Origin of the sequence: Pseudaquabacterium rugosum, from assembly GCF_038066575.1 — a bacterium.
Taxonomy (GTDB): Bacteria; Pseudomonadota; Gammaproteobacteria; order Burkholderiales; family Burkholderiaceae_C; genus Pseudaquabacterium; species Pseudaquabacterium rugosum.
In genome coordinates, this window is sequence record NZ_JBBUTF010000005.1 from 1 (window position 1) to 14130 (window position 14130).

The 14130-nt window shown below is 75.7% G+C and carries 7 protein-coding genes; 1 reads left to right on the forward strand and 6 read right to left on the reverse strand.

Going from position 1 to position 14130, the window contains the following annotated elements:
• Positions 1-298 precede the first annotated feature (298 nt).
• Positions 299-3412, reverse strand: a complete 3114-nt coding sequence (locus AACH11_RS06020; RefSeq protein WP_341373301.1) for a ligase-associated DNA damage response DEXH box helicase — start codon at positions 3410-3412, stop codon at positions 299-301.
• Positions 3413-3512: 100 nt separating this feature from the next.
• Between AACH11_RS06020 and AACH11_RS06025 the strand changes: the two genes are divergently transcribed.
• Entirely contained in the window at positions 3513-4616 is a 1104-nt protein-coding gene (locus tag AACH11_RS06025) for a hypothetical protein (protein WP_341373302.1), read from the forward strand.
• A gap of 53 nt (positions 4617-4669) precedes the next feature.
• Here the strand turns inward: AACH11_RS06025 and AACH11_RS06030 are convergent, their stop codons facing one another.
• The 5 genes from AACH11_RS06030 to AACH11_RS06050 form a co-directional block, all read right to left on the reverse strand.
• Positions 4670-7840: an efflux RND transporter permease subunit gene (locus AACH11_RS06030; protein ID WP_341373303.1), complete on the reverse strand. Its 3171-nt coding sequence runs from the start codon at positions 7838-7840 to the stop codon at positions 4670-4672.
• On the reverse strand, positions 7840-9795 hold the full coding sequence (locus tag AACH11_RS06035) for an efflux RND transporter periplasmic adaptor subunit (protein WP_341373304.1): 1956 nt from the start codon (positions 9793-9795) through the stop codon (positions 7840-7842). The genes AACH11_RS06030 and AACH11_RS06035 overlap by 1 nt, the downstream gene beginning before the upstream one ends.
• Before the next feature lie 315 nt (positions 9796-10110).
• Complete coding sequence (locus tag AACH11_RS06040) at positions 10111-11103, reverse strand: DUF429 domain-containing protein (protein ID WP_341373305.1); 993 nt, start codon at positions 11101-11103, stop codon at positions 10111-10113.
• Positions 11104-11117: 14 nt separating this feature from the next.
• On the reverse strand, positions 11118-11849 hold the full coding sequence (locus AACH11_RS06045) for a YitT family protein (RefSeq protein ID WP_341373306.1): 732 nt from the start codon (positions 11847-11849) through the stop codon (positions 11118-11120).
• Between the two features lie 33 nt (positions 11850-11882).
• Complete coding sequence (locus tag AACH11_RS06050) at positions 11883-13925, reverse strand: hybrid sensor histidine kinase/response regulator (RefSeq protein ID WP_341373307.1); 2043 nt, start codon at positions 13923-13925, stop codon at positions 11883-11885.
• Positions 13926-14130: the final 205 nt, after the last annotated feature.

Here is a 14130-nt window from a genome sequence, read left to right on the forward strand (position 1 = left end):
CCGCCCTCCTCATGCCAAAAATCGTCGGGCGGCCCACCCCGACCCCGCCCGGCCCTCAATGTTCTGGCAGTGGCCGGTGCGTGGGGCGCGTGTGGTCTGGCCTGGCCTGGCCTGGCCCACCGCCATTCACTGCGGTCGGCGCATGCCCGCGTGGTGCGCGGTGCATCGGGCGGCGGATGGACGGGCAGGCCGGGCGACGATTTTTGGCATGAGGAGCCCGGCCTGCCCGGCCAGCCGTCGCCGCGCACCGATCGCCCCGCGCGCTTCCCCGAGCACGCCCCCGCCGGCTCCACAACCCTCACGTCCGGCGGCGACGGCGCGCGGCGGCCTCCGTGCGGCGGGGCGAGGGTGGACGCGTCGATCGCGCGTCAGGGTCGCTCAGGCCGTTCAAAGGTTCCGGTGCCGGCTCGTGCATCACCTCGGCTGCCTCGGCCAGCAGGCGCTGCAGGCGGTCGCCCAGCTGTTCGGTACTCAGCTGCTCGCGGAAGCGCTCGACCATCAGCGCCAGCGCGAAGGGGCCGGGGGTGGTCAGGCTCACCCGTTCGGGCGTCAGGCCCCGCAGCTGCCGCAGCGCCGCGCGCAGGCGCTGCAGATCCAGCTCCTGCGCCAGCACCTCCCCCTCGGCCTGGGCCAGCAGGCGGTTGGCCGGGTCGTACTGGCGGAAGACGTCGTAGAACAGGCTGGACGAGGCCTGCAGCTGGCGCGTGCTCTTCGGCGCCCCCGGATAACCGGTGAACACCAGGCCCGCTACGCGCGCGATCTCGCGGAAGCGCTTGCGGGCCAGCTCGCCGCTGTTCAGGCTGGCCAGCACCTCGTGCAGCAGCGGATCGTCCGCGGGTGTCGCGGTGGACGGCCGCGCCGCCCCGTCCGTGTCGTCTGCGCCGTCCGCCAGCAACGATCCGTCGAACAGCCCCTGCAGATCCGGCTCGGTGGCCGACAGCAGCTCGAAGCCGTAGTCGTTGACGCTGATCGACCAGGTCGCCGGCCGTGTGCGGGCCAGGCGCCAGGCGATCAGGCTGGCCAGGCCCAGATGCACCAGACGTCCGGCGTAAGGGTAGAAGAAGAGGTGGTGGCCCTCGCGGCTGCGCAGCCGCTCGACCAGCAGCCGGCCCGGCTGTGGCAGGCGCGACAGCCGGGCCTGGGCCTGCAGCATCGGCCGTGCGGCGCGCAGTTCGGGTTCGGCATCCGCACGCAGCAGACCGTCGAAATCAGGCGCCTCGTCGGCCGGCAGCGCGTCGAGCACCGCGCGCGTCGCGTCGGCCAGCTCGGTCGACAGCGGCATGCGGCTGCCGCCCCAGCTCGGCACGATGCCGCGGCGCGCGGTGGCGCGGCGCACCCAGGCCGCCTGGTCGCGCGTGCAGACGTATTCCAGCAGCCGGCCGGCGAAGACGAAGCAGTCGCCGGCGCGCAGCCGGGCGACGAAGCTCTCCTCGATCTGGCCGAGCGAGCCGCCGCCGCCCGCGGCCTGGTGCCACCAGCGCACCGCCAGCGCCGAGTCGCCGACGATGGTGCCGACCTGCAGCCGGTGGCGCAGCGCGATGCCGCGGTCCGGTACACGCCAGACGCCGTCGTCGCCGCGCACCACCCGGTGGTATTCGGGATAGGCGCCGAGCGAGTCGCCGCCGAGTTCGACGAAGGCCAGCGCCCAGTCGAAGTCGGCGCGCGGCAGCGCCCGGTAGCTCCAGCAGCCCCTGATTTCGGCGTACAGGGCATCGGCCTCGAAGCCGCCGCCGAGGGCCACCGTCACCAGATGCTGGACCAGCACGTCCAGCGGCTGTTCGGGGGCGGCGCGCGGCTCGACGCGGCCGGCGGCGATCGCGCGTCGGGCGGCCACGGCCTCGATCAGCTCCAGCGTGTTCGTCGGCACCAGCGTGATGCGGCTGTGGCGGCCGGGCTGGTGGCCCGAGCGGCCGGCGCGCTGCAGCAGCCGCGCCACGCCCTTGGCCGAGCCGATCTGCAGCACGCGGGCCACCGGCACGAAGTCCACGCCCAGATCGAGCGAGGCGGTGGCCACCACGGCGATCAGGCTGCCGTCCTTCAGGCCGGCCTCGACCCAGTCGCGCACGCTCCGGTCCAGCGAGCCGTGGTGCAGCGCGATGCGGCCGGCCCAGTCCGGGCGGGCCTCCAGCAGCAGCTGGTACCAGGCCTCGGCCTGGCTGCGCACGTTGGTGAAGACCAGCGTGCTGCCGCGCTGGCGTGGGTCGGCATGCCCGGCCGTGGCCGCGATCTCGGCGGCCACCGGCGCCACCATCTGCGCGCCCAGATGGCCGCCCCAGGCGAAGCGCCCGGGCTGCGCCGGCGGCAGGGTGTCGACGACCAGGGTCTTGTCGATGCGCCCGCGCACCAGGGCCGGCGGCGGGGCGTGCGCGGCGGCCTGCGGTCCCAGCAGCATGTCGCGCGCGGCCTCCAGGTTGCCGAGCGTGGCCGACAGGCCCCAGACCACGGGCCCGTCGCCTTGGCGGCCCTGATGGCCCTGGAGGCCTTCCCGGAAATGGCGCAGCCGGGCCAGCGCCAGCTGCAGCTGCACGCCGCGCTTGTTGCCGACCTGCTCGTGCCATTCGTCGACGATCACGGTGTGCACGTGGCGCAGGCGCTCGCGGGCGTCGGCGCGGGTCAGCAGCAGGCTCAGCGATTCGGGGGTGGTCACCAGCAGGGTCGGCAGCCGGCGGTCCTGACGCGCACGTTCAGCGGCCGGCGTGTCGCCGCTGCGCAGGCCGATCGTCCAGGCGGGGGCCAGCGGGGCCAGGGCCTCGGTCAGCGCGCGGGTCGTGTCGGCCGCCAGGGCGCGCATCGGCGTGATCCACAGCACCTGCAGCGGGGGCGGTGGTGCGGGTGGGCGGCCGGCGGTGGCGGTGGCGGTGGCGGTGGCGGTGGCGGTGGCGGTGGCGGTGGCGGTGGCGGTGGCGGTGGCGGTGGCGGTGGCGGTGGCGGGCGTCGGCCGCGGTTGCGGCTGTGGCTGTGGCTGTGGCTGTGGCTGTGGCTGTGGCTGTGGCTGTGGCGCGCGCAGCCAGGCACCGAAGCCGGCGGCCAGGGTCTTGCCGGCGCCGGTGGTCGCGTGCAACAGACCGCTGCGGCCCTCGGCCATCGCCTGCCAGACCGCCTGCTGGAAGTCGAAGGGCTGCCAGCCGCGGGCCTCGAACCATGCCTGCAACCGCTGTCGGCCGGTGGCTGTGGCGGTGGCGGTGGCTGCGGCTGCGGCGGGGTGCCGCGCCGCCTCGGCCGTGCCCCTGGCGTCCGCCGGGACGCTGACTGCCGCCGTGAGCGCCGCGTCAGCCACCACCACCGCCTCCGCCTGCACCGGCACCGGCACCGGCACCGGCCCCACCGGCCCCACCGACGCTGCCGCTCCTGCCGGCGCGGCCGCAGGCGTGTGGCGGGCGCGACGGCGAGCGGGTGGGGCGGGCGGGCGCATCCGGCGATTGTGCGGGGCTGTGCGGAATTGCCCCCCCTCACCTTGCGCGGGCGGCGGTGGTCGGGCCGTCCGCTGTCCCTGTGCAGCGCACAATAGGCGGGTGACCTCGACGCTGCCCGCCGACGCCCCGCCGCCCTCGTCACCGGACGAGGCCCCCGACCTGAGCCTGCGCGGTTTCGCCCGCCGCCTGCAACAGGCCGATGTGCTGGACGCCCCGGCGGCGCCCGGCATCGACCTGTCGGGCGTGGTGGCCAGCGTGCAGGCCGCCCAGGCGGCGGCGGTGGCCGCCGCGCAGGCCGGCGCCATGCCCTGGGACGCGCCCGGCGCACAGGGCCGCGGCGCGGACGGTCCGCCGCCGGGGTCGGCGGCCGCTGCGGGCGCCGCTGCAGCCGCTGCGGTCGGTTTCGGCGCTGCCGGTGCCGGCGTGTCCACCGAGCCGGCCACCGGCGCAGCGCGCTCGGGCCAGCTGCGCTCGGGCCTGCGCTGGCAGGCCGAGGACGTGGTCGACGTCGAGCCCCTGCCGCCGTCCGCCATCGCCGCCGCCGTCGCTGACCACGCCGATCACGCCGACGATCTCGACCTCGACCTGTCCCACACCGATGGCGAGGCCGACGCGGCCACGATGCGCCGGGCCGGCGCTGCCGCCCAGCGCTGGCAGCGCGACCAGACCGCGCAGGCGCTGCAGGACTGGCAGCCCGATCTGCGCGCCATCGGCCTGCGCGCGGCGCTCGACCCGCGGGTGTGCACGCCCTGGCGGCCGGGGGCCTGGATCGGCGCGGCGCGCACGGTGGTCGAGGCCAGCACCGAGCTGGTCAACACGCCCCAGGGGCCGCTGGTCGACAGCCGGCCCGCGCTGCGTCTGCTGGTGCTGTGGGCGCCGCCCGATGCGGCTGCGCCGCGGCCCGCGCGCTGGCCGCAGCAGCTGCGGCTGCAGCCCGAGGACGGCCGCAGCACGGCCGACCAGTTGCTGGCCCTGCTGCCCGCCACCGCCGAGCTGTGGCTCGATCCGGCCGATGCCGACCTGGACTGGGCGCTGCTGGCCGAGATCGCGCTGCACCACGACAGCGGCCTGCGGCCGGCCGAGCGCGAGGCGCTGCGGGCCCTGATCGCCCGCGAGCGCGACCGCGGCTGGGCCCGGCTGAACGACGACTACGTCAGCGCCGGCCCGGGCGAGGCGGTGCAGCGGCGCGGCGCGCCGGACTGACACCCGCGTCCGGACGCGGCCCCGGACGCGGAGCGCCTCCCGGCCCGGTTCGTTCAGCCCGCCAGACCCGGCGGCGTCGCCACGGCGGCCGGCGTCACTTCTGGCGGCGGCACCGCGGCCGGCATCTGCTCCGGCCGGCGATCCGGCCCGCGCCCGCTCCAGCGGTCCAGCGCCAGGTAGATCACCGGCGTGATGTAGAGCGTGACCGCCTGCGAGAACACCAGGCCGCCGCACACCGCGAGACCCAGCGGCTGGCGCAGCTCGGCGCCGGCGCCGATGCCGAGCGCGATCGGCAGCGCGCCGACGAAGGCCGCCAGCGTGGTCATCATGATCGGCCGGAAGCGCAGGATGCAGGCCTCGCGGATCGCCTGCTGCGGGCTCCAGCCGTGCTCGCGCTGCTCCTCCAGCGCGAAGTCGATCATCATGATCGCGTTCTTCTTGACCACGCCGATCAGCAGCAGGATGCCGATGGTGGCGATCAGCGTCAGGTCCATGCCGTAGAACTTGAGCGTCAGCAGCGCGCCCACGGCCGCCGAGGGCAGGCCGGCCAGGATGGTCAGCGGGTGGACCCAGCTCTCGTAGAGCACGCCCAGCAGCACGTAGATCACCAGCAGCGCGGCGATGATCAGCACCGTCTGGCTGCCCTGGCTGTTCTTGAACACCGCCGCGTCGCCGCCCCAGCGGCTGACGATCGAGGCCGGCATGCCCAGGCGCTCGCGCAGCGCGTCGATGCGGTCGGTGGCCTGGCCGAGCGCGACGCCGGGCGCGAGGTTGAACGACAGCGTCACCGCCTGCAGCTGGCCGACGTGGTTGACCGCCGTCGGCCCGACCGTGCGCTGCACGGTGGCGAAGGCCGACAGCGGCACCAGCACGCCGCCGGTGCCGCGCACGTGGATGCCCTCCAGCGCGCGCTCGTCGGCACGGGCCTCGGGCGTGGCCTCCAGGATCAGCGCGTACGCGTCGGTCGGCGTGTAGAGCTGGCCGACCTGGCGCTCGCCGAAGGCCGAGTACAGCGCCGAGCGCAGCGCGCCCATCTCCACGCCGAGCGTGGCCGCGCGTTCGCGGTCGATCTGCAGCGTGGCCTGCAGGCCGCGCAGCTGGCTGTCGGTGGTCACGTCGCGGAACAGCGGGTCGCTGCGCATCGGCTCCAGCAGCCTGCGCGACCAGTCGCCGAGCTCGCCCGGCTGCACGCTCTGCAGGATGTACTGGTACTGCGCCTTGGACTGGCGGCCGCCGAGCTGCAGGTTCTGCGTCGGCCGCATGAAGACCTGGATGCCGGCCACGCCGCGCAGTTTCTTGCGCAGGCCCTCGATCACCGGCTTCATCGCCGGGCGCTGGTCGCGGGCCTTCAGGTTGATGAACAGCCGGCCGCTGTTGACCGCGTTGTTGCCGCCCATGAAGGAGCTGACCGTGGCCACCGCCGGATCCTCGCGGAAGATGCGCGCGACCCGGTCCTGCAGCAGCTGCATCTGCTCGAAGGAGACGTCCTCGGCCGCCTCGGTGGTGACGTTGATCTGGCCGATGTCCTCCTCGGGGAAGAAGCCCTTGGGGATGTCGGTGAACAGCCAGGCGGTGGCGGCGAAGGTGGCCAGCGCCAGCACCAGCACCGCGCGCCGCCAGCGCAGCGCGGCGTCGAGCGAGCGGGTGTAGCCGCGCAGCACGGCGTCGAAGCCGCGCTCGAAGACGCGCACCAGCACCGAGCCGTCCTGGCCGTGGACGTGGTGGCCGTCGCCGCCGGTCCCGGCTTCGGGCCGCAGCCAGCGGCTGGCCAGCATCGGCACCAGCGTCAGCGAGACGAAGGCCGAGACCAGCACCGACAGGCCGACCACGACCGCGAACTCGTGGAACAGCAGGCCGATGACGCCCGGCATGAAGAAGATCGGGATGAAGACCGCGATCAGCGAGGTCGAGATCGACAGGATGGTGAAGCCGACCTCGCGCGAGGCCTTGAGCGCGGCCTGGAACGGCGGCTCGCCGTTCTCGATGTGGCGCACGATGTTCTCCAGCATCACGATCGCGTCGTCGACCACCAGGCCCACGGCCAGCGTCAGGCCCAGCAGCGAGATGTTGTCCAGGCTGTGGCCCAGGCCCCACAGCAGCGCCACCGCACCCAGCAGGCTGACGGGCAGACTGAGGGCCGGAATCAGCGTGGCCACCGCCTTGCGCAGGAACAGGTACATCACCAGCACCACCAGCACGATGGTGCCGGCCAGCGTCAGCGAGACGTCGTGCAGCGCCTCGCGCACCGACACCGAGCGGTCGTTGTTGACGCCGATGCGCACCGACTGCGGCAGCTGCGGCTGCAGCCGCGCCAGCTCGGCCTTGACGCGGTCGACCACTTGCACGGTGTTGGCGCCGCTCTGGCGCTGGACGGCCAGCGTGATCGAGGGCTCGCCGTTGAACTCGGCCCGCGTCTTGAGCGTCTCCAGGCTGTCGAGCACCTCGGCCACCTCGGCCAGGCGCACCGGGGCGCCGTTGCGCGTGGCCACGATCAGCTGCGCGAACTCGGCCGCGTTGCGCAGCTGGGCGTTGGCCTGCAGCGTCAGCACCTGGCGCGGGCCTTCCAGCGTGCCGACCGGGCTGTTGGCGTTGGCCGTGGCCAGCGCCGTGCGCAGCTCGTCGAGCGTGAGGTTGCGGGCGGCCAGCGCGGCCGGGTTGGCGCGCACCCGCACCGCATAACGCTTGGCGCCGAAGATGTTGACCTGGGCCACGCCGGGCAGCGTGGCCAGCGTGGGCACGATCAGGTGCTCGGCCCAGTCCTGCAGATCGGACGGGCTGAGCGCGGGCGAGGTCATCGGCAGCAGCAGCACCGGCGCATCGGCCGGGTTGACCTTGCGGTAGCTCGGCGGCTGCGTCATCTCGGCCGGCAGGCTGCGCTGGGCGCGCAGCAGGGCGGCCTGCACGTCAACCGCCGCGGCATCGATCGCGCGGCCTTCCTCGAACTCCAGCGTCACGTTGGTCGAGCCCAGCGTGCTGGTCGAACTGATCAGGGCCAGGCCGGGAATGGTCTGGAACTGCTTTTCCAGCGGCGTGGCCACGGCCGTGGCCATGGTCTCGGGGCTGGCGCCGGGCAGGCTGGCCGAGACGGTGATGACCGGCGTGTCGTAGCTGGGCAGGGCGGCGACCGGGATCTCGCGCAGCGCCAGCACCCCGGCCAGCAGGATGGCCAGGTTCAGCAGCACCGTCATCACCGGACGGCGGATGAAGAGCTCGGACAGGTTCATCAGCCGCCCCGTGCGTTGGCGGCGGCGCCGGCCGGAGCCGGGCCCGAGGCCGAGCCCGTGGCCGTGGCCGTGGCCGTGGCCGGACGCCCGTCGGCACCGGCACCGGCTGCTGCGCTGGCGCTCGCGGCGCCCGCCGACGGCGAGCCGCCGTCCCGGCCGCCCCGGCCGCCGCCGTCGGCCGGCCGGATCACCAGCTTCGAGCCCGGCCGCACGTTCTGGCGGCCGTCGAGCACGACCTGCTCGCCCGGCTTCAGACCGCTGAGCACCGCGTCGGTGCCGGCCGACAGCAGCAGCTGGACCGGCCGCTGCTCGGCCCGGCCTTCGGCATCGACGACGAAGACGCTGGCGCCGCGGGCGCCCTGGACGATCGCGGCCTGGGGCACGACGATCGCGCGCTCCAGCGTGCGCAGCTGCAGGCGCAGCGGCACGTAGGCGCCGGGCCACAGCGCCTGGTCGGCGTTGGCGAACAGGGCCTTGGCCTTGACGGTGCCGGTGGCCGCGTCGACCTGGCTGTCGATGAAGCGCAGCACGCCGCAGCGGCGGCCGTCGTCGGCCGGCTTGTCGGGGCGTGGGCGGGCGCCGTCCGCCGCCGGGCCGCTGGCTGCCGTGGCGGGGCCGTGAGCGGCAGGCGTGGCGCGCGCGGCCGCGGGCGGGGCCGTGCGCGGGCCGGGTGGGGTGCCGTCGTCGCGGCGGCTGCCGCCCGCGCGGGGCCGGTCGCCCTCGTCAGCCAGCAGGCGCTCGGCCTTGGGCGCGGCGCACAGCACGCCCGCGGCGCCGCGGCCGGTGCCCGAGGCCGCACCGGCCGGCGCGCTGGCTGCGGCCGGGTGGGTGGCTGCCGGGCTGTTGGCCGTGCCGGCGACGGTGCTGCCCGCCGAGGCGGCGGGTGAGCCCGTCGCGCCTGGGCCGGACGGGGCGTCGCCGCGGCCACCGGCGCCTGCGGCGGCACCGTTGCCGCCGCCTGAGCCAGAACCTGACCCTGCACCCGCACCGCCGCCACCGCCACCGCCACGCCCGCCACGGCCCTCGCCCGCGGCCTCGGGCTTGAGCAGCGCCAGCACCGGCGCGTCGCCGCGCTGCAGCGCGGCCAGCGCGTCGGGCAGGTGGCGTTGCGGCAGTGCGAAGCTCACCGTCACCGGGTCCATGCGCGTGACCGTCAGCAGCACCGCGCCGGTGGGCGTGACCAGGCTGCCCGGCCAGACATTGATCTGGCCGACCCGGCCGCCGGCCGGCGCGACGATGCGCGCATGGCCCAGCTGCACGCGCACGGCATCGACCGCCGCCCGGTCGGCGGCCAGCGTCGCCTGCTGCGCCGCCACATTGGCCTGGGCCGTGTCGACCGCGCCCTGGGAGATGAAGCCGCGGGCCAGCAGCTCCTGCTGGCGTGCGAGCTGACGCTGGGCGTCGGCCAGCGTGGCCTGGTCCTTCTGCACCTGGGCCTCGGCCTTGCGCAGCGCGACCTCGTCGGCCTTGGCCTCCAGCGTGAACAGCGGCTGGCCGGCGCGCACCGTCTGGCCTTCCTGCACATGGACCCGGGCCACCGGGGCGCTGATCTGCGGCCGCACCTCGACCGCCGACAGCGCGCTGACGGTGCCCGACAGATCGAGGGTGACCGGATAGGCGCGGGCCTGGGCCTTGACCACGGTGACGCTGACCGGCGGCGCCGAGGCGGCGGCGGCCGGGGCGGACGCGCCGGCCGTCCCGGAGCCCGCGGCGCTCGGCGGGCTGGCGCTGGCGGCGGCCGCGGGGGCGTCGGTGCCCGTGCGCTCGCCACCACCGCCACCACCGCCCGCGCCGCCACCGCAGCTGGCCAGCAGCAGGGCGCAGCCCAGGCCGGCCAGCAGCCGCGGGCCGAGCGGGCGCCGCTCCAGCGGGGTGTCCGCCCCGGGTCCTCCGGCAGCGTGGACGATCGCCGTCCGGGGGGACGGGGGCTGGGCGCAGGCGGAGCGGTCGGACATCGGGTCGGACATCGGCAGGGTCGGGCGTGCGCCGGGCACACGCCCGCAGGGCGGCCGCACGATGGCGGCCGGGCGGCGGCGCGCGCAGCATACCCGGCCCCCCCGGTCCACGTTGACAACGGTTTCATGGCCGCGCCGTGCGTGGCGCCGCCGCTGTGGCGGCCCGGCCACGGACCGTGCGGCATCGCCCCGGGCGACGCTGACCCGCTGACCGTGGATCGCCCCGACCGTCGATCCACGCGACCGGTGACGGCGGAGACCGGAGGCCGGAGAGCGGGGAGCGGGGACCGGAGACCGGCGGGCGCCCCCGGCCCCTCAGGCGCAGAGGATCCAGCCTTCGAGCGGATCGATGCCGTCCGGCAGGCCCCAGTGCGGACGCTGCAGGGCCCAGGCGGCCTGCATCAGGCACAGCGTGGCGTCCAGCAGATCGCCGGTGGGGTCGTCGGCCAGCGCCTCGCGCTGGGCGGCGCTGAGCTTCAGGCGCAGCCCGTCCAGGCGCTGGCTGCGGCCCTGCTCCAGGGCATCGACCATGTCCTTGCGCGCGATCAGGCGCTCGGGCGTCTGGCGGGCCGCGTCGTCGGCCTTGTAGGAACGGGTGCCGATCAGCTCGCGGGCGAGCAGGCCGGGGTAGGCCTCCAGCGCCAGGCGTGGCAGCGTATCGGTGGCCGGGGTGGCCGGGGTGGCCGGGGTGGCCGGGGCGGGCGGGTTCGTCCCGGCCGCGGCCGCCGGGGGGGCGCCGATCGCCGGGTCCTGCCGTCGGTCGCCGGTCGGCGGCGGTCCGGCCTCGTGCGCCGGCAGCTGCCAGCCGGCCGCGCGCAGCAGCGGCACGCCCGCGTGCAGCATCCAGGCCACCGGCGGGTTGACCCACTTCATCGACGGGCTGGAGCCGGCCGGCCGGTCGCAGGCGCGGTGCGCGAACTTGGCTCCGACCGGCCGCGCCGCACAGAAGGCGGCGAAGGTGTCGCGCAGCGCGCGGCGGTCCTGCGCGACGTAGTGGTCGATGCAGGCGGCCCAGTCGCGCGGCCAGCCCAGCGTCTCCACCAGCTCGCGCGGCAGGCCGAAGGGCAGGTCGAAGCCGCCGAGCCAGGGCCGGGGCGGCGCGGCGGGCGTCGGCGCCGCCAGCCACTGCGCGACGGCCTCCAGCGTCGGCAGGCGCAGCAGGGTCTGCAGGCGCACGACGCCCTGCACGCGCTCGCCGATGGCCAGCGTCACCGGCTTGCGGCGGCTGGGTGCGCTGGAGAAGTCCAGGCCCAGCAGCAGCCAGGACCGTGCCGGCAGACCCCGCGGGGCCTCGAGGGGGCTCACCATCGCGGGGTGCGGCCTCAGGCGCCGCGGTAGCGGCCGGGCCGGTGGTTGAGCGCCAGCGCGAAGTTCATCGCCGCGGCAGCCAGCACCGACAGCGCCAGCCGGCGCGCGTCCATCCACGGCGCGGAGGCCAGCAGGATGCTGCCGTCGAGCGCCAGCTGCAGCCAGCCGGCGCGCAGGCCCCAGCGCTCCTGCACCCACATCACGACCACGTTCAGCCCGCCCAGGCTGGCGCGGTGGCGGAACAGGATGATGAAGCCGGTGCCCACCAGCAGGCCGCCGGCGATGGCGGCGAACACCGGATCGACCGCCTGCAGCTGCAGCCAGTCCGGCAGCGCGGCGCTCAGCAGCGACAGACCGGTGACGGCGATCAGCGTCTTGACGGTGAACTTCCAGCCCATGCGCTGCCAGGCCAGCACGTAGAAGGGCAGGTTGATGATGAACAGCAGCAGGCTGAACGACCCTTCGGTCGCGTAGTGGGCCAGCAGGGCCAGGCCGACGGTGCCGCCGGTCATCAGCCCGGCCTTGCGGAACAGCAGCAGGCCGAGGGCGGCGAACAGGATGCCGACGGCCAGGGCCTGGCCATCGTCGAGCAGGCTGTGGCGCAGGCCGACGGTGCCGGAGACCACGGCCGGTGCGGTGGGTGCCGGTGCGGTGGCGGCGGTCGGGGTGGCCGGAGAGGAGGGCGGGCGGGCCGGGCTCGTGGCACCGGTGCCCGCGGCCAGCGGAGCGGGGGTCGGATCGGACATGGCGCGATTGTCGCGTCCTGTCCTGGGGGCCGTTCAGAGCCAGCGCGGGAGCACGCGGCGCAGCAGGTCCAGCGACAGCGGCTTGGTCAGCATGCCGGCCATGCCCGCGGCCTCGCAGGCGGCCTGGTGCTCGGGCGTGGCATGGGCGGTGAGGGCGACGATGGGGGCGCCGACCCACTGGCCCCGCCGTTGGCGTTCGAGCAGCATCTGCGTCACCTGCAGGCCGTCGATGTCGGGCAGTTGCAGGTCCATCAGCACCAGGTCGAGCCCGCCGCCGGGGGCCGCGCAGGCGGCCAGGGCGGCCTGGCCGTCCGCGGCCACCTGGACCTGCAGGCCGAGCGCACGCAGGAACTCGCTGCCCACCAGCTGGTTGACCTCGTCGTCCTCCACCAGCAGGACCCGCCGGGAGGATCGGGCGCCGGCCGGCCCGGCACCGGAGCGTGCCTGCAGGCGGGCCGGGGTGTGGGGCGGGGGCGCCGGGGCGGTTTCGGGCGCCCGCTGCAGGTGCACCAGCTCGGTCGGCGTCAGGGGCGCGACCAGCGGCTGGATGCCCAGGGTGCGGGCCTGTGACTCCAGCAGCGGCTCGTGCCAGTCCGGCCGGATCAGCAGGTAGAGGGCGCTGTCGGGCAGGGCTTCGCGCAGCGGGCGCAGCTGGACATCGCGTTGCAGCGCCGGTTCGGCCAGGAGCACCACCGGCGCCCGTTCGCCCCAGGGCTGGCGGGCCAGGGCCACGGCCTGGGCCACGTCGGTCAGCAGCGTGCAGTCCCAGCCCTGCCGGCGCAGGCGGCGGGCCATGTGCTCGCCCGAGTCCCGGTCGGGAAAGACCAGCCAGGCCGGGGCGGCCTGCGCCCGCGCCGGGGCCTGGCGCAGGGCGCCGACCTGGGCCAGCGTCACCTCCAGGCGGAAATGCGCGCCCACCGGGCTGTCCAGCAGGGCGAGCTGGCCACCGGTCGCCCGTGTCAGCGCCTGGGCGATGGCCAGCCCCAGGCCGGCCCCCTCCGGCCCCTGCACGGCCGGCGTGCGACCGCGCACGAAGGGCTCGAACAGCAGGGGGCGCAGGGTCTCGGGGATGCCGGGGCCGTTGTCGATCACGTCGAGCTGCAGCTGCAGCCGTTCGTGGCCGCAGGGCCGGATGCGGGCGATCACCCGCACCGCGCCGCAGGGGGTGTACTTGATCGCGTTGCCGACCAGGTTGGTGATGATCTGGCGCAGGGCGCCGGGGTCGCCGCGCACCGTGGCCTCGGGCCCCTCGTGGTCGAACAGCAGCATCAGCGTGGCGCCGCGCGTCAGCGGCAGCAGGCCACGCACCGCCTCGCACAGCAGGGCGCCGAGGTCGAACTCCACCGGCCGCAGCTCGGTGTGGCCGGCCTCGATGCGCGAGAGATCCAGCACATCGCTGATGACCTGGTGCAGGGCCTGGCCCGACAGGCGGGCCTGCTCCAGGTAGCGGCGCAGATCGGCGCTGTGGGCGCGCTGCAGGGCCAGCTCCGTCAGGCCCAGCACGCCCGACAGCGGGGTGCGGATCTCGTGGCTGATGTGCGCCAGGAAGCGCGTCTTGGCGGCGTTGGCCCGCTCGGCCGCGTGGCGGCGCTGTTCGGCCCGGCGCAGCGCCAGGCGCAGGCGTGCGATGGTCAGCTCGGGCGGCTCCTCGGCGGCGTCGGCCTCGTGCGCGCCCGGCGGCGGGGGGCCGCTGTCGAGCTGCCAGTGCACCGTCAGTCGCAGCCCGTCGGGCTGGCGCCACCAGCGGGCCAGGCCGCTGACACGCTGCCAGCGCCCCAGCGCGTCGCGCAAGCGCATCTCGTGGGACCAGCTGCCGGCCGCCGCGCCGCCGGTGCCCGTCGCGCCGTCGCGCCGCGCGCGCCAGACCTCGGCCCACAGCTGGCGGTCGGCCGCATGGATGCGCCGTGCCAGCCGGTGCAGCGCCACGTCGCCCGAGCCCGTCGTCCAGCCCAACCAGCGGGCCAGGGTCGGCGACAGCCAGGCGCGTGCGCGCCGTACGTCGAGCTCCAGGAAACAGTCCTGCGCGGCCACCGGCACGCCTGTGCCGCCGCGCAACTCGGGGTCTGGGGGTCCCATCCGGTCCTAGGTACTACGCAGTTGTCGGCGCACGTGGATGGTTGTGTGGAGTGCGGCCGCTCCCTCTCTCTGGCTGTCCTGGCGGCAAAGCCGTCAGCACTCTAACACCGGATGTTACATATCGCGTGAACCGCGACAGGCCGGTACAGCGGGGTGTCAGGCCGGGGCGACGGGCCTGCCGCCGGGTCGTGGCGGCTTGTCCCGG